Source organism: Paenibacillus sp. alder61, assembly GCF_020179875.1.
In the GTDB taxonomy this organism is placed as follows: domain Bacteria; phylum Bacillota; class Bacilli; order Paenibacillales; family Paenibacillaceae; genus Fontibacillus; species Fontibacillus faecis.
Genome location: NZ_JAIUDG010000037.1, coordinates 1 through 23,288, shown reverse-complemented (window position 1 = coordinate 23,288; position 23,288 = coordinate 1). Strand labels below are relative to the sequence as shown.

24 protein-coding genes and 1 rRNA gene are annotated in these 23,288 nt (G+C 48.9%); 4 read left to right on the top strand and 21 right to left on the bottom strand.

Annotation, left to right across the window (positions count from 1 at the left end; all coding sequences use genetic code 11):
- Window positions 1-65: 65 nt before the first annotated feature.
- On the bottom strand, window positions 66-710 hold the full coding sequence (locus LBW89_RS26460; protein ID WP_225040863.1) for a hypothetical protein: 645 nt from the start codon (window positions 708-710) through the stop codon (window positions 66-68).
- 190 nt (window positions 711-900) lie between these two features.
- Between LBW89_RS26460 and LBW89_RS26455 the strand changes: the two genes are divergently transcribed.
- Window positions 901-1,926: a hypothetical protein gene (locus LBW89_RS26455; protein ID WP_225040862.1), complete on the top strand. Its 1,026-nt coding sequence runs from the start codon at window positions 901-903 to the stop codon at window positions 1,924-1,926.
- Between the two features lie 78 nt (window positions 1,927-2,004).
- On the opposite strand, the gene LBW89_RS26450 is transcribed toward LBW89_RS26455, so the two are convergent.
- The 8 genes from LBW89_RS26450 to LBW89_RS26415 all read right to left on the bottom strand — a co-directional run bounded on the left by LBW89_RS26450 (window position 2,005) and on the right by LBW89_RS26415 (window position 9,579).
- Complete coding sequence (locus tag LBW89_RS26450; RefSeq protein WP_211373367.1) at window positions 2,005-2,211, bottom strand: hypothetical protein; 207 nt, start codon at window positions 2,209-2,211, stop codon at window positions 2,005-2,007.
- 90 nt (window positions 2,212-2,301) lie between these two features.
- On the bottom strand, window positions 2,302-3,156 hold the full coding sequence (locus LBW89_RS26445) for an undecaprenyl-diphosphate phosphatase (RefSeq protein WP_148457458.1): 855 nt from the start codon (window positions 3,154-3,156) through the stop codon (window positions 2,302-2,304).
- 52 nt (window positions 3,157-3,208) lie between these two features.
- Window positions 3,209-5,146: an ABC transporter permease gene (locus tag LBW89_RS26440; protein ID WP_148457456.1), complete on the bottom strand. Its 1,938-nt coding sequence runs from the start codon at window positions 5,144-5,146 to the stop codon at window positions 3,209-3,211.
- A complete protein-coding gene (locus LBW89_RS26435) occupies window positions 5,143-5,898 on the bottom strand; it encodes an ABC transporter ATP-binding protein (RefSeq protein ID WP_148457454.1) in 756 nt (251 codons plus the stop codon). The genes LBW89_RS26440 and LBW89_RS26435 overlap by 4 nt, the downstream gene beginning before the upstream one ends.
- Window positions 5,899-6,008: 110 nt before the next feature.
- Window positions 6,009-7,016 carry a sensor histidine kinase gene (locus LBW89_RS26430; protein ID WP_148457452.1) on the bottom strand — a complete coding sequence of 336 codons (1,008 nt, stop codon included), beginning with the start codon at window positions 7,014-7,016 and terminating at the stop codon, window positions 6,009-6,011.
- Window positions 7,013-7,705, bottom strand: coding sequence for a response regulator transcription factor (locus LBW89_RS26425; protein ID WP_148457450.1), 693 nt, complete (start codon window positions 7,703-7,705; stop codon window positions 7,013-7,015). The genes LBW89_RS26430 and LBW89_RS26425 overlap by 4 nt, the downstream gene beginning before the upstream one ends.
- Before the next feature lie 74 nt (window positions 7,706-7,779).
- Entirely contained in the window at window positions 7,780-8,769 is a 990-nt protein-coding gene (bioB, locus tag LBW89_RS26420) for a biotin synthase BioB (RefSeq protein ID WP_225040861.1), read from the bottom strand.
- A gap of 192 nt (window positions 8,770-8,961) precedes the next feature.
- Window positions 8,962-9,579, bottom strand: a complete 618-nt coding sequence (locus LBW89_RS26415; RefSeq protein ID WP_148457446.1) for a DUF421 domain-containing protein — start codon at window positions 9,577-9,579, stop codon at window positions 8,962-8,964.
- 176 nt (window positions 9,580-9,755) lie between these two features.
- On the opposite strand from LBW89_RS26415, the gene LBW89_RS26410 reads away from it, so the two are divergent.
- Genes LBW89_RS26410 through LBW89_RS26400 form a run of 3 tightly spaced genes read left to right on the top strand, consistent with a single transcriptional unit; the run spans window position 9,756 to window position 12,654 of the window.
- Window positions 9,756-10,685, top strand: a complete 930-nt coding sequence (locus tag LBW89_RS26410; RefSeq protein WP_225040860.1) for a permease — start codon at window positions 9,756-9,758, stop codon at window positions 10,683-10,685.
- Window positions 10,686-10,698: 13 nt separating this feature from the next.
- A complete protein-coding gene (locus LBW89_RS26405) occupies window positions 10,699-11,631 on the top strand; it encodes a TIGR03943 family putative permease subunit (protein WP_225040859.1) in 933 nt (310 codons plus the stop codon).
- Between the two features lie 27 nt (window positions 11,632-11,658).
- Window positions 11,659-12,654, top strand: a complete 996-nt coding sequence (locus LBW89_RS26400) for a CobW family GTP-binding protein (protein WP_225040858.1) — start codon at window positions 11,659-11,661, stop codon at window positions 12,652-12,654.
- Between the two features lie 72 nt (window positions 12,655-12,726).
- Here LBW89_RS26400 and LBW89_RS26395 read toward each other — a convergent pair whose 3' ends face one another.
- From LBW89_RS26395 to rrf, 12 genes are all read right to left on the bottom strand, one after another.
- Window positions 12,727-13,236 (bottom strand): DinB family protein, encoded by a 510-nt coding sequence (locus LBW89_RS26395; RefSeq protein WP_148457438.1) that lies wholly within the window; start codon window positions 13,234-13,236, stop codon window positions 12,727-12,729.
- 80 nt (window positions 13,237-13,316) lie between these two features.
- Entirely contained in the window at window positions 13,317-13,937 is a 621-nt protein-coding gene (locus LBW89_RS26390; protein ID WP_225040857.1) for a class I SAM-dependent methyltransferase, read from the bottom strand.
- Between the two features lie 110 nt (window positions 13,938-14,047).
- Window positions 14,048-14,827 (bottom strand): TetR/AcrR family transcriptional regulator; helix-turn-helix transcriptional regulator, encoded by a 780-nt coding sequence (locus LBW89_RS26385; RefSeq protein WP_225040856.1) that lies wholly within the window; start codon window positions 14,825-14,827, stop codon window positions 14,048-14,050.
- Window positions 14,828-14,975: 148 nt separating this feature from the next.
- Window positions 14,976-15,143 (bottom strand): hypothetical protein, encoded by a 168-nt coding sequence (locus tag LBW89_RS26380; protein WP_170287187.1) that lies wholly within the window; start codon window positions 15,141-15,143, stop codon window positions 14,976-14,978.
- Window positions 15,144-15,198: 55 nt separating this feature from the next.
- On the bottom strand, window positions 15,199-16,497 hold the full coding sequence (locus LBW89_RS26375) for an erythromycin esterase family protein (protein ID WP_225040855.1): 1,299 nt from the start codon (window positions 16,495-16,497) through the stop codon (window positions 15,199-15,201).
- A gap of 44 nt (window positions 16,498-16,541) precedes the next feature.
- Window positions 16,542-17,921, bottom strand: a complete 1,380-nt coding sequence (locus LBW89_RS26370; protein ID WP_225040854.1) for an LTA synthase family protein — start codon at window positions 17,919-17,921, stop codon at window positions 16,542-16,544.
- Between the two features lie 164 nt (window positions 17,922-18,085).
- Window positions 18,086-19,228, bottom strand: coding sequence for an ABC transporter substrate-binding protein (locus LBW89_RS26365; protein WP_225040853.1), 1,143 nt, complete (start codon window positions 19,226-19,228; stop codon window positions 18,086-18,088).
- A 226-nt stretch (window positions 19,229-19,454) separates the two neighbouring features.
- The gene (locus LBW89_RS26360) at window positions 19,455-19,844 is read right to left on the bottom strand and encodes a hypothetical protein (protein WP_225040852.1); all 390 of its coding nucleotides are present in this window, start codon (window positions 19,842-19,844) and stop codon (window positions 19,455-19,457) included.
- Window positions 19,845-19,997: 153 nt separating this feature from the next.
- On the bottom strand, window positions 19,998-21,269 hold the full coding sequence (locus tag LBW89_RS26355) for an ABC transporter substrate-binding protein (protein ID WP_225040851.1): 1,272 nt from the start codon (window positions 21,267-21,269) through the stop codon (window positions 19,998-20,000).
- Between the two features lie 309 nt (window positions 21,270-21,578).
- Entirely contained in the window at window positions 21,579-21,974 is a 396-nt protein-coding gene (locus LBW89_RS26350; protein ID WP_148457421.1) for an RDD family protein, read from the bottom strand.
- Window positions 21,975-22,174: 200 nt separating this feature from the next.
- A complete protein-coding gene (locus LBW89_RS26345; protein WP_225040850.1) occupies window positions 22,175-22,600 on the bottom strand; it encodes a GNAT family N-acetyltransferase in 426 nt (141 codons plus the stop codon).
- Between the two features lie 566 nt (window positions 22,601-23,166).
- Window positions 23,167-23,283: ribosomal RNA gene (gene rrf, locus LBW89_RS26340) — 5S ribosomal RNA — on the bottom strand.
- Window positions 23,284-23,288: the final 5 nt, after the last annotated feature.

The window sequence follows — 23,288 nt, the reverse complement described above, 5'->3', positions numbered from 1 at the left end:
CCTCCCGGTTAATAACTAAAAAAGCGAGCCTCATTAAGGATTAAATCCTTAATGAGGCTCGCTTTTTATAGTCCGCTGCTGTCGCTGGTTTCGTAACCGTAGTCGATCGTTTCCGTCGTACCGTCATCGTATTCCAGAGTAAATTTGTCGATTCGAATCGTATGTAAGGCGCCCTGATATGTAAACAGATCGAATAACAGCATTTTATCGCCGGGTTTTACCGGACCCACGTATTTCAGCTTAAATGTGCTGTCGCCCGTCATTTGATCGTGAGAAGGATCGCCCACAGGGTTGAACGTGCTGATCTCGGCAGTGTAGTAATTGATGGTTTTCCCCGTCAGGTTATCCCCTTCCCACGTCAGCTTGACGCCATCGGCACTGTTGATGCTGTAATTGAACGTAATCGGCTCCCCGATCTCTCCCCCGGTTACCACTGTGGCGGATTTGCCTTTCTCTTGCGCGGCGTCGGTCGGGTTTTGATCGCCCCCCGTCGAACCGGAATCCGGATCGGATGCCCCCGCATTTGTTCCGGTTTGCTTCACGTCAGCGCTCTTGTCGCCGTTTCCGTTGGCCGCCGCTTCAACCGTTTCTCCCTCCGCGGCCGGCGGCCCGAACCCGTTCTTCTGAAGGGCTGGAGCCGCATAAACCCCGGCCAGAAAGGAGATCATCATCGCCATTATAATACTTAGAATCATATTAAATTTCTTCATGCTGCCTCTCCTTGCTAGTCAATTGGTAATACTACCACATTAACACAAGGACCATAGACCTAACAATAATATTTTTTGGGGCGTTGAACCCAATAAAATAACGGTTCTTTTTGTCTATGCAACTTTTTCCATAGTTTGAACGTTTATTGCTTTGTGAGATTTTTATTGTTAGTACAGGAGGATATTACACATGCAAAAAAAATGGAGAACCATCGCACTTACCACCACAATCACCTCTCTTCTGCTCTCTAGCGCCCCCTTATATGCCGCGGAAACTCCGGCCGGGACCGATTATCAGCAGGGCATTTCGGCCGTTGAGCTGGATCAAGACGTCACTTTGCAGCTAACGAGTGTTCTAAACAAAGTCGCACCGGGACAACAAATTCAGTTCACGGGTGTCGATAAGAACATCGAATCGATGTGGCAAATCAACGGGACCTTGACCGGTAAATCGGATGCGGAGTTTATTCAGCAATATAACCCGACAAAAGGACGGGTTGAATCCACCACCATTTACTACAAAGCGGAGGGGCTGAAGCAAGTTTTGGACCCCGCGTTACAGACCGGCGTCTCCTCTTTTTTGAAAACTTTCGATACCGGAAATGTCTTCAAGCCCGAGGCGTTATGGCGGGTTTACTTCCCATACCAGGACAACGAGCCCCGCAATTATTGGGTGATCTGGGGGACTAACCAAAGCCTGGAAATCGATCTGGACCGTAACAACCAAATCACGGCAAAGATTTCAACCCCGATCAGCAGCGCTAATTCGAAATTCACGAACCAGGCGAACCGGGCACTAAAATCCTTGGGGATCACAAAGACGATCGCCTTTGAATACGCGGTCAAGTATAAGCAAGGGGAAAAAGAGTTTACGTGGATTTATCGTGACGACAATGACCTGAATCGGGTTGTGATCGGGGCGAAAACAGGGAAAACTTGGGCTGTTGTCAATGAATTCGGCAAGGATTGGGCCGATGACAAGGACTTTGCGCGGTCCTTCGCCAAACCGAAGCTCTCCAAGAACCAGGCGATCGCGGCGGTCAAGACGAAAGCGTCCAGCCTGTTTGGTTTGAATCTGAAGGGGTATAGCGTCACCATTAAGAACAATGAATATACGTTTACCAAGAAAGGCGCCCCTACGCTTCTCGGCAAAATCAATAAAAAGGGGAAATTCTATTCGTTGGAGCTTATCCCTGCTAATGGCATAAAGTCCTAATTGTTTCTTCTCTAAAAACAAGGAAGCTTCGACATCGCCGTCGAAGCTTCCTATTTTTTGGCCAAAATCTCCTCTTTATTATATCAGCCGTTTATATACCCTTTTCACCATCTCCGTTGTCAGCCAACTCCCTGTTCCGGCCAGAAAAGCGTTATGCATTAGAAGCAGCCAAGCTTTGTAAAACAAAGTGCCTAGACCGAATTCGATCAGGATAAAATCCCGGACCGCCGACGCTTCCATCACATAAACGCGAAACTCCCCATCCGCTGTTGCCGCCTTCACCATTCCCACCCCGCTATTATCTTTTTCATAGCTATATGCCGGACACAACATGTCTAAGAAGGTGGAATTTCCGTTATAGTCTCACGGATTCGTTTAGTGGAACAAGCCGGCCAGCCCGGCGATCAGGACGATAATCGCAAAAATCATCCGGTAGTATACGAATACCTTCATCGGTTTCTTTTGCAGATACGAAATAAACTTGCTGATGACGGCGAGCGCGACGAGAAACGAAACGACAAAGCCGACGCCGAGCGAAATCAGTTCGGTCGAAGTCATCGATGAAAATCCACCGATCTTCATGATTTTCAGGAAACTCATTCCCACCATGACCGGAATCGCCAGGAAGAACGAAAACTCCGCCGCCGCCACCGTGGTCAAGCCCGCTACCCAGCCGCCGATGATGGTCGAAGCCGAGCGCGACATGCCCGGAATAATGGCGAGGCATTGGAAAGCGCCGATGATCAGCGCTTGTTTGACCGTGACGTTCAACTCGTCGCCTCCGCCGCCCAGCCCGTTGTTGCGGAATTTTTTCTCCGCGTAAAGCATCCACAGCCCGCCGAAAAACAGTGTGAACGCCACGATAAATGGCGTAAACAGATGCTCATCCGACCAGTCGTTCAGCAGGACGCCGAACACGCCTCCCGGAATACAGGCGATCGCCAGCATCAGCCAAAAGCGGAATCCCGACTTTTCAAAACCGACCTTCTGCGGGAAGAAATTGACCAGCGTATCCTTGATTTTGCCCCAATACAGGACGATGACCGCCAATATCGCTCCCAGTTGAATAACGTACGTATACATCTCCACATAAGACGGGGTCGTCCCTTTGAAGCCCAGCAAGTTTTCAAAGATGACCAGATGGCCCGTGGAAGAGACCGGCAGGAATTCGGTAACTCCCTCCACGATCCCCAAAATAATCGATTTCAGGATTGAAAAAATGGTTTCCATAGCTTTGAGATCTCCTTTTTCCATTTAGCGGTCACATATTTTACGCAATTCCTTACAACGACTCCTTAATTACCCGCTTATAGAACAGCACCGACAAAATGCCGAAGATGCTGTAAAGCAATGTATAGAGGAGCATGACCAGGAACATCGGCGTCCATAGTTCGGTTCCGAAGAAGAACCAGCCGGATTGGACGGCAAAATAACTGTGCGATAGCCCAACCACGAGCGGAATGCCGAAGCTGAATATCTGCTTGATCTTAATACCGCGCAGCAGATTGCCTTGCGTAAACCCGAGTTTGCGCAAGATCGTATAACTCGGCTTCTCCTCTTCGCCCTCCCCCATTTGCTTGAAATACAAAATGCAGCCGGAGGTAATGAGGAAAGTTAGACCGAGAAAAGCCACGATAAACATGATGAGCCCCATGCTGCTTTTTTGATCGGCAATGCTGTTCAATCGGGAAATATAGCCATTTTTTTCGTCAACCCTCAACTCATTGTAGAGATCATTCGCCTGTTCCAGCCTGCTTTGATCGGTGATATCGATTCCCATGTATACGCTGGGCATTCTTTGCAGGTCCGGCACCTTCTCTTTGTCCAGCCGCTCGAACACCGTATGGTTCACGACGAGCGTCGGAACCCCCTTGGAAAAATACAAAGAAACCACCGATTCTTTATTCAATCCCTTGACATGCAAAGGAAACGATTGCGTCCGTCCCTTCAGCTCCAAATCCCCCGTGGACTGGATTCCCATAAACTGCTTCATGGCATCGCTGGAGCCGGTTAACAAGGCTTCTCCGGGCAAAAGCTCCGCCCCTGCGACCGATTTCTCATCGACGATGGGCAAAGACATGATCCCGTTTGACCCTTCCGCCACGCTAACCCCGACTAACCGGGAAACATCGGCATCCATCACAATCACATCCCGGCGAATCACCGTGTAATCGATGCCTTCTTTCTGCAGAGCCGCGGTAAACGCCGTTATATCCTTTTCCTCCAACAGCGTAAAATGATTCGGCGCCGTTTGCCTGGACGACTCTTCCGCCGAATAGTAGGAGATATAGCTGAGCGACAACAACCCGATGGCCAATGCGGACACCGTTGTGATAATTGTGAGCAGCAGAGCGTTCGATTTCATCCGGAACATGATGGACGAGAGCGAGAGCACTTCATTGAGCGACAAATAACCGCCTTTACTTTTGCGGATCAGGTTGAAAACAAAGCTTACCGATCCTTTATAGAAGAGATAAGTTCCCACAATCACCGAGCCCAGGATCAGAAGCATCGCCATAAATAACTTGTTCATCTGGTCATAAGCGCCACTAAACAGCTTAGTGGACACATAATAGCCGAACAAAATAAGCGAAATTCCCAAAAAACCGATGATCACTTGCGATAATGTCATTCTGCGGACCGTATTTTCGGTCGTGGAAACGACACGGAACAAGGAAAGTATGCTCTGCCGTCTGATAAACAAATAATTCATCAGCATAATCAACAAATAGATCGCCGCGAAGACAATGACAGTCTGCACTAAAGCTTGTACCGAAAAATTCAGCGACGCTTGGGCATCCACGCCGATGATCTTGAACAGAATCATCAATAACAGCCTGGAAGAGGCAAAGCCGAGGAAAATACCGATCAACATCGAACCGAAATAGAGAATCAAATTTTCGCTGCTCAGGATGCGGAATATTTTTCCTTTCGTCAAGCCGATCAACTGGAACAAGCCGATTTCTTTCCCCCGCCGCTTGATAAAAATATTGTTCGCATAGAGCAAGAATACGGCGACGATCACGACGAGAAGAACCGAGGCGGCGGCAAGTCCGGCCGCGCCTTTAACGGAGCCTTTAATCTCCTCCATGGCCGGATCATACTGCAGCGTAACGAACGCGAAATATAAAGCCACGCTGAAAATTAAGGCGAATACGTACAAATAGTAGTTTTTCAGGTTTTTCTTTAAATTGCGAAAAATCAGGTAGTTGATGTTCATCCCTGAACACCGCCCAATACGCCCTGCGTCTTCATAATGTCGTTGAAGAAGGCTTGCCGCGTTTCCTCACCTTTATTGAGCTGCGTATAGATTTGTCCGTCCTTGATAAAAACAACCCGGCCGCAATAGCTCGCCGCCACCGGATCATGGGTCACCATGATGATCGTGGCCTCCATCTTGCGGTTTAACTCGCTCAGCTTGTTCAGCAGATCGGAGGCTGATTTGGAGTCCAGTGCTCCCGTCGGTTCGTCCGCGAAAATAATGCTAGGCTCGTGAATAAAGGCCCGCGCCGCCGAAGTCCGCTGTTTTTGACCGCCGGAGATCTCGTTCGGATACTTGTCTTTCAGTTCGTAAATCCCCAGCTCCGTGGCCACCTCGCGGAATTTATGGTCCGCTTCCTTCCGGGAGACTTGTTTGATCGATAATGGAAGGAGTACGTTTTCCTTTACGGTCAACGTGTCGAGCAGATTGTACTCCTGAAATATAAAACCCAGATGATGTTTTCGGAATTCGGCCAAATCCTTTTCTTTCAGGCCTGTGAATTCTTTGCCTTCGATTTTGATGCTGCCGAGGCTGACCTTGTCGATCGAAGACAACACGTTCAGCAGGGTGGTTTTCCCCGATCCCGAGGCGCCCATAATGCTGACGAACTCGCCCTTCTCCACGCTTAAATCGATGCCTTTCAGCACTTCCTGCTTATTGAATTTATTTCCGTAGCTTTTATAAATTTTACTGGCTTCCAAAATTGCCATTTCCACCACTCCTTCAGTTCATGCTCTAATCATAAGCGAGAGGCCCGGCTCTTTCCTTCGATTCGACGAACAAAGCAGAAAAGCATGTGACAATGTTGTCACATGCCTCGCTACAGCTGACTCAAACTTACGAATTCATTGCTCTTCGGAAAAACGAGCGAGAAGGTGGCTCCCTCTCCCTGTCTGGACTCCACTTCAATCCGGATGGACAACGCTTCCGCGGACTTTTTCGCCAAATAGAGTCCCATACCGGTTGCAGCGGTGTCCTTGTGCATCGTCGTCGACGTAAAGCCCTTATCAAAAATACGCGGCATGTCCTTCGGATCAATCCCGCGGCCGTGATCGCGAATCCGCAGCCGGACCCGCCCCTCCTCTTCCTCGCTTTCAATCACGATGTCGGAAGAGGCGCTGCTGTATTTCACGGCGTTCGTCAGAAGCTGCCTGAGGATAAAGCCCAGCCACTTCTCGTCCGTCAGCACTTCCTCCGCCGCGAGGGACACATCGAAGCCGATCCCTTTTTGCAGGCACCAGGATCTGAGCGCTTTGATTTCCTTGTGAATGACGGCTTCCAAGGTGGTCCGCTCGATATACACGTCATTTTTCATAAAAGGAATCCGCTTCTGGTGGAGCTGCTGATCCAGCAAAAGATGAATGCGCAGCCACTCGTACATCAGCTGGGATTTGAGCGCTTCGTCATCCATCCGGTCGATGATCAACTGCAGGGTGGTCAGCGGCGTTTTCACTTCGTGGATCCAGGAAAGGAGGTCGTCCTTCTCCCTTTCCAGCTCGACAAGGTGCTGCGAGGATTCCTTTTTGAACCGCTCGGTTTGCAGCGTCAGCCGGTCCAGCGCGATCGTTTCGAACGGGCTCTCCGGGGGAGCGATGGAGGAAAGATCATAGGTATCCTCCCAGGAATCGAGAGTCTTATAGAACTTCGTTTCTTTGGTATAACGGACCAGAAGGAAGCCCGTGAATATCAACAGCGATAAAAACGCGATATACACCATCGGCAGAAACGGGATCGTATTGTCCAAATAAGCGACAAACAACAGCAGCCCTTGGAGGAACAGCACGAGCAAAATCCAGCTTAGCCGCTCCCGTATGTATTTACCGATCATAATGAGCCGGCCTCTTCCGTCGCCATGTAGCCCTGCCCCACCTTGGTTTCGATGTAAGCATCCAGCCCGAGGGTCTCCAGCTTCTTCCGCAGGCGGTTGACGTTGACCGTTAAGGTATTGTCGCTGACAAAATGCTCGTTATCCCAAAGACTGCGGATCAATTCCTCCCGGCTGACGATTTGATTCTTCCGCTCGATCAGCATTTTTAAAATGAACATCTCGTTCTTCGTCAACTCCACGGAACCCTTTTCGTCGGCAACCGTATTCTTCACGTATTCCACGGTCGCCCCGCGCCACGTTCTTAACTCTACGCGCTCCGTATTATAGTTATAAACCCGCCGCAGGGTGGCCTGAATTTTGGCGACCAGCACTTCAAAATGGAACGGCTTCTGGATAAAATCATCGGCACCGAGCTGCATGGACATGACCATATCCGTCGGGTGATCGCGGGAGGACAGAAAGATGATCGGCACATTGGAGTGGGCGCGAATCATCCGGCACCAATGGAACCCGTCGAATTTAGGCAATTGAATGTCGATGATGACCAAATCCGGCCGGATCTCCGTAAACTCCTGAAGCACGCGGCTAAAGTCCTCCACGCCGTATACCTGATAAGACCATTGCTGCAAACGGTCCTTTACCTCTTGAAAAAGAGTCATATCATCTTCAATTAGCATAACCTTAAACACTGAAGTCACCACGCTTTATCATCTGCATCATTACCCAGTGTATAGCAAATCAGCGAGATACGCCATCCTTCCGGTTATAGCGCGCATTCTTCAACCTCGAATCCAAGGTCTTCGATCATTTGGTGATCGAGGGTTATCTCTTGCCCGGAGGTTGTTAAATAGTCACCCACAAAAATCGAGTTTGCCGCATACAGCGCCAGCGGCTGCAGCGTCCGAAGCGTCAGCTCGCGTCCGCCCGCCACCCGGATTTCCTTGGACGGACAAACGAAACGGAACAAGGCGAGCGTCTTTAATGCTTTGGCGGCGGGCGTCCGCTCGGCCCGAGCCAGCGGGGTTCCGGGAATCGGATTGAGGAAATTGACCGGGATCGAATCCGCGTCAAGCTCGCGCAGCGCGTAAGCCATTTCGACGATTTCCCGATCGGACTCGCCCATCCCGATGATGACCCCGGAACAAGGCGACATTCCCTGTGCCTTGGCCTTCTCAACCGTCTCTACCCGCTGCTCGTACGTATGCGTCGTCGTAATGGAGCCGTAGTTCGACCGGCTTGTATTCAAATTATGGTTATATCGGTGAACCCCCGCCTCCGCTAGCCTTCGGGCCTGCTCCTCGCCAAGGAGCCCCAGGCAGGCGCAGATTTTTAGCGGCGTCGTTTCGCGAATCTCCTTCACCGCCTCGATCACCTGTCCCAGCTCCCGTTCCGTAGGCCCCCTTCCGGCCGCCACGATGCAGTAAGTTCCGGCCTTTCTGGCCATCGCTTCCCTGGCCCCGGCCAACAGGGTCTCCTTATCCAGCATCGTATATTTGGGAACGGGAGCTTGAGAAATGACCGACTGCGAACAGTAACCGCAGTCCTCGGGACATAATCCGCTTTTCGCGTTGATGATCATATTCAGCTTCACTTTATTGCCGTAATAATGCCTCCTCACCTGGTAGGCCGCCTCCAGGATGCTCAAGATCTGATCATCCGCCGCCGCAAGTACGCTCAGGCCCTCCTCAACCGTCAAAAGCCCGCCGTTCAGCGCTTTTTCCGTAAACGCCTTCCAATCCCGCCGATGGTGCATCAACCGTTTCTCCCCTTCTAGTGGATATTTTAGTTAGCTTGCGTTAATTGTCAACCAAAATAATAAACCTTAAGTTGACAATTAGTCCACTAAAATTTTTCGTTACGACCGAGAAACGGAGCGGCAGGCAAACGGATGACATACAAAAAAGACCATCCCTCATGATGATTCCGGATGATCCATTCGGTAAAGCTATTGCAACTTTTTATTTTTTGTATTCGCGCCGGCTTGTTCGATTTCCGCAAAGACTGAGATTTCTTTGGAATTCGAGCCGCCCTGTGACCCTGCCGTCGCGTTTGCCCCGGAAAAATACTGATCCAGCAACTCTTTCAATTGCTTTAAGGTAACGGGAGCGGCATCCTCAAGAAGTTCATAGCCAAGCTGCCCGTTCGGTTCGATCGTCGCTGTTTTGACGTCGCTGTGCCGCCGAATCCCCGCTTGACGCAAATTGATTTCAAGTTGATCTACGGTCATTCTTATCTTTTTCAAGGCCTGCGGCTGGATTTCTCCATCCTTAATCACGATATAGGCTTTATTCTGCATGACCCGTTCGAAGAAATTCCATCTCAGTTGCAGTCCCTCCAAAAGGATCAACAACACGACGAATACGGTGGCGGCCAAGAGCGCAAGCCACACACTCCTTTCGGCAATCGGCTGAACGATGACCGTCCCGATGGAAATCATAATGACTGTGGTCGGAATTGTCATTTGGGAAATGGATTTACGGCCCGCAAACCGCAGCAGCACCATTCCGCCTAGAATCACGACCACCGATTTCCAGACTTCATTCCAAATCGCTACCCCATTCATGAAAATCCCTCATTCCGTAGGATGATTCATAGCATGTTGATTTTCTAAGCATCTTATTCGCTGCAATCCGGTGAATGCAAAAACTAGGGTTGTTATTTGTAAACATTACTATTAAAATGAATCCATAATCTTCCTTACTCTATCTGACGCGTACTATTAAAAGGAGTTATATCTTCATGCTTTCATTCTCTTTACCCTATGAGGACCTGCTTACTTTCCGCACGATGTTCATCAGTATTTTTCTTGAGGCGCTGCCGTTTATTTTGTTGGGGGTGGTCTTTTCCGCCTTGCTGCAGGTTTTCGTCTCCGAACAGAGGATTGCGCGAATGATTCCGAAGAACCCGGTATTGTGCGTCCTTGCGGCATGTTTATTGGGGATTCTCTTCCCGATCTGCGAATGCGGCATGATTCCCGTCATCCGGCGTCTCATCGCCAAAGGCATACCTGTGTACATAGCCACTGTCTTTATATTAAGCGGACCGATCCTAAACCCGATCGTCTTCTTCGCCACGTACACCGCTTTCCGGAGTCGTCCCGAAATTTGGGCTTCCCGCATGGGGCTGGCTTTGATTATCGCCTTCTGCATCGGATTGATTATCTATCGAGTCGTCCGGTATCCGCCTCTGCGGATTCGGGCGGAACATCTTTACGCTCAGGAAAACAGCGGACAGGGAACTCCTCATTCCGGCGGGAGAACGGCCAAACTTACCGGCTTTTTCAACCATATGAGCCAGGAATTTTTCGAGATGAGTAAATTTTTGCTGCTTGGCGCATGCATTACGGCCCTCATTCATACGTTCGTAAATACCGCCCGATTGTCGGCCTACGGCCAAGGGCCGTTATCATCCCACTTTCTGATGGCGGGCTTCGCTTATGTGTTGTCGATTTGTTCCAACTCGGACGCGTTTGTCGCTTCCTCCTTCGTCAATGTATTTTCCGCGGGTTCGCTTATTACGTTTCTGGTGCTGGGTCCGATGCTCGATTTAAAAAGCACGCTTATGCTGTTGTCTGTATTTAAAACAAGGTTTGTTATTACTTTGGGAGCTTTGATCGTCGTGCTGGTGCTGGTCTTCAGCGTAGGTCTGGATCATCTGCTGCTCCGGTAGGAGGAGGTGTACTTTGAAAAATAAACGTTTGCTTTTCCATAATGTAACCAAAACCGTCCTTTTGCTGGCCCTGTCCGGCTATATCGCCTATTTGGTGGAAACGGATGCCCTTCAACTGTATATCGGAACAAGAATTATGCCGCTCGTCAAAGGGTCGGCCCTCGTCTTGTACGCCCTTGCCGTGATTCAAGGCTTTATCGCCTACCGTTCCTATAAAGGTCAAATGGCCGAATGCGATTGCTGCGAAGTACCGCAAACCTCCAGTCGATTCGGAAGCGGCTTGCTCTATGCGCTGTTCATTCTTCCGCTTCTGCTCGGCTTTACGCTGCCGGACACGGTGCTAAGCGGTTCGTTGGCGAATAAAAAAGGGATGCAGCTCGGGACAGTGCCGCTCAGGCAGGTAAACCCGGCAACTTCCCCAGGAAATACGACACCCGGCGATTCAATCGTTACCGGCGCTTTGATCCAGGCCGAAGAGCCTGACCTGGACCAGCTGTTTCAGGCGGACAATGACTTCGACCGGGATTTGGCCGAACTGGCGAAAAAGCTTTACGTCCTGCCCGCGATCGAAGTCAAACCGGAGATCTACATGGAAATTCTATCGTCGATTATTACGTTTGCCGACCCTTTTATGGGGAGAGAGATAGAAATCACCGGCTTTGTATATCGGGAGCCGGACCTGGCCGCCAACCAGTTCGTCATCGGACGGATCGCCGTCCAGTGCTGTACCGCCGACGCCTCCCCGTACGGCGTACTTGCGGAATCGGAGAAAGCCGCCGAATTTAAGAACGATACCTGGGTCAAGGTTAAAGGCACCCTGGGCCATACCGTGTATAACGGGAACTCCGTCATCAAAATCGATGTGCAGCAAATCGAAGTCATGGAAGCTCCGGAAAATCCATATATATACCCTAACTTCGAGTTTCTGAACGTCAGCCTCCCTTAAAATCTAAAAAGTCAGGAGCGATAATCATTGAAGACCCCCGTTCTTATCATCAGCGGTTTTTTGGGCAGCGGAAAAACGACCCTTCTGCTGCAATTGCTGAGCGAAATCCGCCAACGCGGGCTTAAGCCCGCGATTCTGATGAACGAGCTCGGACGCCAGGATGTGGACGGCTTGATTCTTACCCAAGCACTGGATGGGCTGCCGCTGGAGAAATTGTTGGACGGCTGCATTTGCTGCAGCAAAAAGAGCGAGATTTCCGGGGCACTCCAACATCTCCTTGCCCTGAGGCCTGCCCCCGATCTGCTTGTCATAGAACTTACCGGAGTCGCCAATCCGGAGGAAGTCGTGGACGCCATGGCCGATCCGAGCCTTCGCGACAGCGTGATATTGGACAAAATCATTACCGTCCTGGATGCGGAACACGCGTTGGATTACAACAGTATATTTTCCACGGATAAAGAGCTCGTTCATACGCTGCGCCGGCAAATCGATGTGGCCGATGCGGTAATCATCAATAAGACGGATCTTGTGGACTCTTCACATCTGGCCAAGGTGACGAAGCTGGTGGAGAAGCATAATCCGTTCGCGCCGCGGCTTCCCGCCGTCAACGCCAAAGTCGAATTTGACCTGCTGCTTCATGGGTTGCAGCCTTTGCGGCAAACCGGCAACCTCGCACCTGCATCCCGTCGGTTCCCGGAACATGTTTCGCACCGGCATGAACATGAACATGGGCATGGGCATAAGTCGCATTCCCGCATTCAGAGCATCTTTATCCCGATCCCGGAACAAGCCTCTTTCTCCGAGAAAAAGCTCGAAAAGTTTCTTAAACACCGGGAGGGCCGAGTGTTGCGAGCTAAAGGCTACCTTTCCCTGGACGGATCCCCCCACGCCTCTCTGATTCAGTTTGCGGGCAAACGGATGCGGAAAGAAACCTCCCCGTACCATGGCCCGCATTATCTGGTCGTCATCGGTTATGAACTGGACGAAGCCCGGCTGCTTGAGGAGTGGCGCTCCGTCTGTTAATGCGGCAAAAAGCCTTCTAACCTAAGGGTATAACCCCTGCGATTAGAAGGCTTTGCTTTTTGCGGTGCCCGCCTATTTTCCGCCTTGTGCCGCGCGGATGGCAGCCCCTTCTTCCTCATTGGGCCCGTAAACACCCGGTGGCACGACGCCGGCTTGACGCATCAAAATGGTCATTTGGCCGCGATGATGGATTTGGTGCCGAACTACCGTGGTCAAGACGCCGCTATAGGTTGTATCGATAAACCCGAACAGCTTCAGACTTTCAGACAGTTTTGCATCATTCCATTGCGCTTTCAACGCGTTAGTAGCCGCGGCGCTCATTTGCCGGTAGCCTTCCAGGATTTCCGCCGCACTGCTCGGTGCGGGGGCTTTAAAATCGGGACCTTCGATCCGAAGCCCCGCACCTCCCAAGATGCCCCCAAGTCCGCCAAGCAGATGCCAAGCCAAATCGCCCAAGCTGCGAGGCTGTTGTTCCGACACCGCTTGCTTTAAGGAAGCGTCCGTCAACCGTTCCAGCACTTTAATCGTAAGTGCCTCTTCCTGCCGCCAATCGTCCAAAAATTCCTGGATTGTATGGTACATAGACTAATCTAACCTCCTTGATATGGATATGTAAGAATGTACTATTAGTATACCAGTTGGCGGAAGGGCTTCTCAAATGATCAGCCTTGATCCGATGCGGGCGGTTCACACCATATGAGATGAACCATCCCGGCCATCGCATGCTCGGCATGCTGGACTTGGAGCGGAGAATCCGCAACCAGCTTCATGATATCCCGGCTATGGTGGCAACCGACAAAGCGGTAAGCCAGGGGATCGACAAGCTTCTGTCCGAACGCCAGAACTGAATTCGAACTCAACCCATGTTCCAGCAAAAGAATTCGGCCTCCCGGTTTGCACCATCGGCTCATCCGCCGTAATACCTTGCCCGGATCCCGATAAGCGCACAGGGTAAGGGTCGAGACGATCGTATCATACAATTTCTCTTTCAACTCCAGCGTGTCTATATCGCTCTGTATAAAATTTGCCTCAATGCCATATAAACGGTCATTCGCCGCCTTAGCTCTCCCCAGCATGGCCGGGCTAAAATCAACGCCGGTTAATCTGATTTCTTTCCGGTAAAAAGGAAGATTGCTCCCCGCGCCGATGCCAAGTTCCAACACCTTTCCGCTTGCGGAATCCAAAAGCCGCCTTCGTAAGGTGCCGAGTTCACGTTTTTCTCTTTTTTTATCATAAACGACCGCTTGCTTCTCAAACCTACGGATATTTTTGTTTACGCTCATTGTCTCCCCTCCATAGCATACTACAAAGATATCTATCAAAATACCAAAAGGTATGTTGACGTTATAATTTAAACCCGTATATACAGAAGCTATGTATTACGGGTCGTTTCTTAGGTTCTTGGCGCAATTCCACGCCACAATACTTGGGCCACCGTCTCAAGCAAAGGCTTCAACTCACAGCGTACCGGATCAATGAGCCATTCGATGAGCAGGCCTTTGATTAGACCGTCAACCATAATTCCTATCGCTCGCGGGTCGAGCCCCTCGGCAATGTAGCCTTTCTGCTGCATTTGCGCCAGGAAATCCCCGATCGCCTCCAGACTTTTACCATATACCTGCTGAAGCTTCGCACGAATTTCCGGTTCCCGGCTCGACGTTACAAATTCAAAGAACAACATCGACCCGCCATCGCCGTCCTCCAAACACGCAAATTGGGCATAGAGCCATGCGATCAAGGCCGCTTCGGGATTCTCCGCTCCCAACAGCTGTTCGATATCCAGCGGTAACTGCTGCAGTTGCTGGGTCAAGTTACGCTCGATAATGGCCAGAAATAAATCCTGCTTGCTCGGAAAATGCCAGTAAACGGCTCCTTTAGTCAAACCCGCTTCCGCCGCGGCTTTCTCCAACGAGGCCTGGGCATATCCCTGCTCGGCAAACACTTTGGCGGCCGCCTCAAGTATTCGCGTGCGGGTATCGGCAAGAGAGCCCTGCCGCTCCATCTGTTGTTCCATCAGCCATTTCCGCATTCCCTGCTTGTCTCCAAAATGCCGGCGCACCGCCGTCCAATGCACCCCCGCGCGCTTTGCGATTTCGGCAAAAGTAATTTGATCGAATGGCTTGCTTCTTACCAGTTCCCCGGCCGCTTTGTAAACCTGATCCCGTACTGTCAATTCGCGTTCACTCCTGCCCGTCGGCATGTTTTATAAATACCTATAAGTATGTTAATATAATATTCTATGCAAAATAGGGTGTCAAGTTCAGCGCCGTGCATAACGGAAAAAAGGAACCCGCGCGGGTTCCTTTGCACTCTTGCTTCATTCATTTGTCTTCTTTTTCTTCCGGAACGTCGTATTTGTTAATATGTGCCGTGATCGCTTCCACAGCATCGTTGACATTTGTCGTCGCCGGAACTTCCTTTACTTCATCCTCGGTCTTGTCGAGGAAATTTTGATGGTCCGCCCGAATGGCTTCGATTTTGTTGCTCATCGGTTCTTGTCACCTCCCAGTACGAGTTTGAGGGCAAAAGGGAATCCGTCGGTTTTTAAACCAGGGACTCCAAAGGAAGCGGATGGAGAGCATGGGTTTCATGGAGATAGATAAAAGCGTCGTACCTGGCCGCTATATCGGAAGGCACATAATTCCCACGTTCATGCCGAGGATCATACACCACCCCAATAGCCCGATGTCCCACGAGTTCAGGAATCGCCTCACGGGAATGTTCCTCCGTAAAAAGGAGCAGCAGATCTTCTCCTTCCCCGGCCTGCGCCAATAAATCTTCCCAACTCCCTTTCATTGCGGGAGGAACCGTAATCACTTCGACCGGAGCTCCCCAGGCGGACCCGGCCAGAACTTCCCCGTGGTGGGTGCCGAAGCCCACGCTAAACGTATCATGCTTCAAATACTGCTCCCGAACGAGTTGGCCTACATTCACCATGCCGTCCTCGGCCATATCGGTTGCCCGGGCGTCACCGATGTGCGTATTGTGCTCCCAAATCACCGCTTGCGCATCGGAGCCATGAAAGTCCAGAAGTTTCTTCAGGGCGTGAACCATATGGCGATCCCGCACATTCCAGGACTCCGGCCCGCCTCGGACCATCGTTCTGTAATAATGCTCGGCATCCGCAGCAACCAGGGCATTGAGTTCCGCACTAAGCTCCGCTTCCCCGCCGCGATGGCTTTGGTGTCCTCCGGCCCCTCTGTCCGAAGTACGTATCTCCTGCAGCAAGCGAATCACTTCTTCCTCACAGCTCTCACCAAGCAGGCCGGCCGAGATTCCGTAAGACTGAGAGTCTTCACCATAGGGCTCAAAACAGGCGAAAGCATGAAGGGCCTGCTCCAGAAGCGGCGAACCCGTACGCTGCAAATACCCGATGATCTGCTGCATCGATTCCCATAAACTGTACAAGTCCAGACCGTAAAAACCGATCCTCTCCCGCGGTGACCGCTGCAAGTTGTAAGCTCTGAGCCATTCCGCAAACTCCTCGACTTCCCGGTTGGCCCACATCCAGGACGGCCACCGGTTAAAGGCCTCCATCGCTTCCCTCGCTGAATTGGCTTCATTATCCTCTAGGTCCTTTACGTATTTATTCAATTCAAAACAGGAAGGCCAGTCTCCCTCGACCGCGATAAACCGGATATCGGATTCGGCAATCAACCGCTTGGTCAACTCCACGCGCGTCGTATAGAATTCCGAGGTTCCGTGAGACGCTTCACCCAAGAGCACCACACGTGCCCGTCTCGCAGCTTGAACGATAGGCCGGAGATCCTCCGGGTTCCGATAACGAAGAATCCTGCTTCGGAGTTGTTCCACCGTCGGCGCATCCTGTACCAACCGCTGCATGATCTTCCTCCTTTCGCCGCTTTCTTTCCATACTTTTCGAAAATTCAAGGCGTTCTATGTATGGCAATATTTTCGCTTCTCCGCGGCAGTTGCTTCACAAAGGAGTCGGACTGCTTGAGCAGCCTTAAAACGGATTCGTAATCCTCCTTGAGCGAAGTCCTGTCTTCAATCGCCTGGAACGTTCGCAGCGACACCGCCCGCCCGTCCCGAAATCCGTTTTTTCCCGGTATAAACAACACCTCATTTTTGAAAAAAGAGCCCTCCGGCAAATAATACCGCCCCCCTACCAGATGATGCTTCACATTCAGCAAATCCTGCCCGAACACCGTAAACTTTCGCTGCACCAGATCGATTCCCATCAGGTTCGCCAACGTCGGCAAAATGTCCATTTGTCCGCCTGTCCGCTCGATCACCCGGCCTTGCTCCTGACCGGGCAAATGAATGATCAAAGGAACGTTTAATCGACTGATCGGTTCGTGATAGGGGACCCCCAAGCCTTTGCTGACCTCTTCCGGTTTGTGCAGCTGTCTGTTTAACCCAAAATGATCGCCGTAGACGACCACCACGGATTCATCCCAAACCCCGCTCCGTTTCAATTGCTCAATAAAAGTGCCTAAGGCATAGTCGGCGTAATGAATGGCATGGATATAGTCGCCGAGGCGTGTCTTGTCCAAATCCTTCGTCAGTTTGATACGCTTCATTTTTTTGGGAATGACAAAAGGAGAATGGCTGGATACCGTCACGAACTGCGTGTAAAACTTTTGTCCCCTCTCCCGGAACGACCGGATCTTCTGAATACCTACCCGGAATAATTCCTCGTCCGATGCACCGAAATGGTTAAATGAAGTTGCCGGGAAATAGGGCTTGTCGTAATATTGATCGAAACCTAATGCCGGATAAAGCTCATCCCGGTTCCAAAAGCTCGCTTCATTCACATGAAACGTCCGGGACGTATATCCCGAAGTCTTGAGCAGCCGGGGAAGACTCGGGATGATCCGGTCTCCAAAGGCTTCCGACATCGCTTTGCCCCCGATCGGGTAAAGGGACGTATTGCTTATAAATTCCGCATCCGACGTATTCCCACGTCCGATTTGCTGAAAAATATACGGGAAATACAAACTTTCCCGAGCCAGCCGATTTAAAACCGGGGTGACCTGCTGCCCTTGAATGGAAGCGTAAAGCATAAAGTTTTGCAGCGATTCCAATTGAATCATGATCAAATTGCAGCCCTTCGCCGCGCCAAAAAACACTTTTCCCTTGCCGTTTTCATCAAGACTGCGATGCTGGTTCAAGGCTTGCACCCATTCGGATTGTGAAGCGGGCGGGGAAGGCCGGAGCCAAGGTTCACCAACGGTATGAAACCAATACAGCAGCGAAGCACCGAGTACCAGAACGGCCAATATATTTCCGGCGCTTTTTCCCATACGAAAACCACTCCGTTCAGACATTAGTATCTCAATAATTTGCCGCCGTCCGGTTCGGATTATGTGTTAAATTTACGCCTTCCCGATGCAAAAGAAAAAGCGCCGTGTTTCGGCGCTTTTTTCGTGCTCGCATTTGACTCGAAGCTCTTTAGCTTCAATCGCCACTACTCGTCAGGCATTTGCTCCAGCTTTAATTTCATTTCGTCAATCGCCGCCTGTCCTTCTGTTTCAATCCTTTCAATCGCTTCGTCTACCGTGATTTTATTCTCTATGGCTCCCTCGATCACGTTTTGTCCCACTTCTTTAAAAGCGTTTATGATTTCATGATGGATATAGTCATAGGGATTGTTGCTTTTCGTTACGGGTTCCAGCTCGTACAAGGGAGATAAATCGTGGCCCTGCACAGCTTTAATCACATCCATTCTTGCGGGCAAGCCCATGGATAGTTGATCTTGCTGATTCTTTGTCAATTTCTGCGTATCGTTCGTTATGAAATTGAGTAACTCCCAAGCTTCTTCTTCATGCTGCGTTTGAGAGGAGATTCCGTAAATCTCCTGTACCTCGTAATAATCGCTTTGCCCTCGACTTCTGCTACCTACCGGAACGGTTACCATGTCCCAATGGATAGGTTTGGCACCGATAAACCGGCCGTAATTTTCAAAATTATAGGCTGTCGTGTAAGACTGAATTTCCATCGCGGCATGGCCGGTCAATATAGGTGCCGGTTCGATTTCACCCGTTGGATCGTCATCCTTGTCATATACGGCTTTATCCCGAAAAGCCTCGACGACCATCTGAAATATGCTATGCCATGCGGCTGAATCCATATTCACCTGCAATGTTCGAGCATCCACAAAAGTCAGGCCTTCCGTCTGACCGATTCTAAGGATCATCGAGAACGGTATATTTATGTAATAATTTGATTTAAAACCATACAAGGTCTCACCGTCCGCATTTTGTTCCGGAAACCTTTTTGCAAGAGCAAGCACTTCTTCCCAGGTCATTCGGTTTTGGGGTAGCGGAATCCCGTATTGCCTAAAAAGATCTTTATTGTAATAGAGAGCATGACTGATAAAAGATGGACTTAGGGCGTATAAGTGACCGTCCGCTTCCGATCGCAATGCATTCACGACGACAGGGCTAAACTCCGAGATCGGATATTTTTTATCACTGAGTTTTTGTTTCAAATTAAGAAGTTTCCCTTCCTCCACCAGCCGGTTGTAGACGGTAACTTGATCCATAAACAGCACATCGGCAGAGGGCACCGTCGACTTGTCGCCCAGATCCTCGTTGATGACTTGAATCATGATATGACTGTATTTGTCCTCAAAATCATGCCCATACATTTGATAGAATAGCTTCTCGGAAGGAAAATTTATCGTAATGGTAACAGGCTCCTTCATAGGACGGATCGAACATCCGGACGCCATCAGCAGGCTTATTGATAAAAAAATGATGGTCCATTTACGTAACATCTACTGTTTCCCTCACTGTAAAAAGGGGGAATGCTCCCCCTTTTCTTAAGATCGAATTTTACCAACTAGCTGAAGCGTAGGATTGATCGCTGGATGTTCCATCGGTGTAATATGTTCGCGATGCGGCATTCAAAGAATAGGAATTGGAGCTAGAATACGTGCTGTCTTTTGTGTACCATGCCGCCTCATATCCCTTTTTCGTTGCGGATGAGCTCCCCGACTCCTTTTTTGTAGAACCTTGATAAAATGTTCCGGTCACGTTAATACTTTTGAATTTTGAATTTGCTGATGATGCATATGCCTTGCCCCTGACGTAACTGCTCGATTGTTGCGAATAACCGATATACGCATCGGTAGTCGCGTCCGAATCTTTGGCGGCAAAAACCGGAATAGCTGCGGTTACAGCCATTACAACGGCAAATGCGGCAATACTCCGCCTTTTCTTCATAAAATCAGGTCTCCTCCCAAAATTAATTTTTCTGATTTTTCCGGAAGTAAGCATGTAGGTACGAACATGATGAAAAAATCCTTACAAACTAACACTAGTAATTAGCTTGCAAGCTTCATCTATGCAATCAGAAGTCAATCGACTCCACCTACATCAATCCATTGGTGTCATCCTTTTTAATTCTTGGTCGGCCTTCGTCTGTAATGAATCCAATCCTTCTTGTACGGAGAGCGTGCGACTTAAAATTTGGTCTAAAGTCTGCTGTGAGATCGTCAATAACTCGTTTGGCAACATATCATGATCGTGATCTAGCTTCGGTGACAATTTATAAAAAGGGGTCACTTTTTCTCTATCTTCAAATTCGGAAACCACTTGATCCAATAAAGAGGAAAATCCGTAATCGGAACGGTATTCCCAACGGGCGACATCTTCGGAACAGAAAAATTTAAGTAGTTCCCAAGCCGCGTCCATATCGTCCGAGGAATTTAGAATGACGAAAAATCCGGGTACCCGTAAGGAATCGGACTGATCCGCTTGAGCCGGATCAATAGGCATGGTAACGGTTGACCAATCGAAAGGAAGCTTCTCTTGCTCCAGACGCTTGTAGTCATCGTAACTTACTACGGCCATCGCTCTCTCTCCCGCCAAAAAAGGAGTCAAATAGGAGTTTTGATCCGCGTTGATATCTAAAGCCCCATTAGTATAGGACTGAATAGCGTTTTCCCAAATAGGAATCCATGATTTGCCGTTAAAAGACACTTGCTGTTGTTGGCGGTCGTATGCCTTGAGGCCGGATGTTTGTCCAATATGTAAAATCAAATCCAATAAGTTCGTATTCTTAAGCGAAATTCCTTTGATATTGTTAGAATCGGTTGACGGGAATCTGCTGGATAGCAATAGAATGCTCTCCCATGTCATTTGATCCTCGGGATATTGAATTTTATATTTCTCAAACAAATTCTTATTATAAACAATGGCGCTGCCATAAAAATTCGTCGGTAAACCATAGATCTTTCCGCTACCATACGTTTTAGTTAATTCAATGACGCTGGGCACAAATCGTTCCAAGTCAAAATCGTCCTTTTGAATCGATGGACCGATATCCGCAAGCAACCCTTCTTGTACAAATGAATCCATAAGTTCCGAAGGCAAATAAATGAGATCCACCTGATTTTCTTTTACCCATTGTACAGGGTTCGTATCGGGATTTAACAGCTCTTTCGTCGAGACAACATTAACCCTGAAGTTCGGATAATCGTCTTCGAGTAAAGCCGAATACCTTTGTTTGAAATGCTCCTCTTTGGTATATCCAACGTCCAATGTTACATCTTTGTCCTTGGTAAAAGATCCAGTTTCCTTGGAGCAGCCGGAAATTAGAATCGTACATAGCAGAGTGCAGACTATCATTTTTATCTTCGAAGACAATCTTGCAAAACCTCCATTTCCAACGAGCAAGCATAAGTTAAAAATTTATTTAATTGGTATATAATTACTTTTGTAGCAATCTTACTTTATTTGTTAGTATTGCGTCAAGATTCAAAAATAGTATTGCATATGCGCTTTTCCATATGACAGACCCCAAGCAATCATTCAAAACCGTTTGCGTCCATCCGTCTCGGATTCCGTGCTCTCAAATTAAAAAGACGCCTCCGATCGAGGCGCCTGCTCTTATCTTCTTCGTCCAGAGTCTTTTTTATTTTTAAGCTAGCATCATACTCCTACTAAAATTTCATACTACCCTTCATATACGACTTCCGTTCCCGCAATAATATCATGAATCGATCTTTTGTCTTCGCGGAGCCCAACCATAAATGCACTGACAATGGTTGCAATGCCGAAGGTTATTGCATAAATTATGCCGGCAACTACATTACGCAATAACATCGTACCAATCCCAGGCGGGGATAGATCGCTCACCTTTCTGATTTTTATTCCGCAGATCCGTTTCCCGATCGTATACCCTCCCCATACAACAGGCAAGAGCAATGTATATAAGAAGGACAATAGGTTGGTTATAATATTATCATCAAAATCTCCGGTCACAATATAGGAAAGAATAGCCAAAGGAATACCCACGATGATTGCATCCAGGATCGCTGCCCCCAACCTTATCCAAAATCCGGCTTGCATTGTTGGTCACACTCCTTATAAAGTAGATTATTTTAAATTTATGATCCTCTTGACGATTTGTTTCCGGGTTGCTTGAGATTCTATACCTGCCTCGTTGCTGGAGAAATTAATCTTGGGCTTGTGTTTAATAGACGGGGAAGCCCGTTGAAATTTTCTCCTTCATTTAGTCAGCAAGGCAACAGCGCGGATACTCTGTTTAATTAGTTCATTAACTGCTTTTTTAAATATAAAACGATGTCACCATCTACTATAATGCTATCACCATGCTTTACATATTGTTCACCATTGTGAATCCCTTTACCGTCCGGAATATATCCGCGTTTTATATAAAGTATTTGGGCGTTACCGTAATCTGAAAACAGACCAACACCAATACCCGCTACCCGAGATTTCTCACGGATGATTTCCTCTGCATTGTCCATAAGTTTTGATCCTATACCCCGTCGTTGGTATTTCTTTAAGACATTAAAATCACACACTTCAGGTATATTACATTCTCTAAAATAGTCATAATACGAACTCCAAAGAACGTTAACGTACCCAGCAAATTCCCCTTCTGATTCAGCAACCAAAGAAATTCTTTCACCACAACCCTGCTCTTTAAAAATATTTGTGATATAACTCAACCGGCTTATGCCAACCTTGTTCTTCAAAAGCATTGAAAATAATGATTAGGATCTTTCTCAGTCATTTTACGAATGTGTAAATTCATATCTAAATTCTCGCTTTCATTGGAATTTGGATCTCTCCCCCATGTCCAGTAGATACTTACTTACTTTCTTTCTTCCATGATTATACATATAATAACCTAGGGACGGTAGCTCGCAGCAAAATAATGTGGTGTTCTACTCACTGACCCTGTCGCTTTTTCACAGCAGCCCCTCCTATTGTAGCTTATAAGGATAATAAGTCATTAGATAGGAGAAAACTTTTGCGGAGGGAAAAATTCCTGCAAATGTGCAGGAATTTTTGGGGAAATAGCCCCCGCTGAGCGAAATTCCTGCAAATCTGCAGGCTTTTTTCGCTGTAGGGGCTCCATTCGGGCGGAATGGCCGAAAATCCCTGCACTTTTGCATCTTTTTCGCTTTTCGAGGCTAAAACGCTCGGAAATTCCTGCAGATTTGCAGGTATTTCGCTTTTAACAAACAAAAAGAGCACTACCGCATCATACGGTAGTGCTCTTTCTCAGTTCGCTTGGCGGCGTCCTACTCTCCCAGGACCCTTCGGTCCAAGTACCATCGGCGCTGGAGGGCTTAACGGTCGTGTTCGGGATGGGTACGCGTGGAACCCCTCCGCCATCGCCACCAAACATGA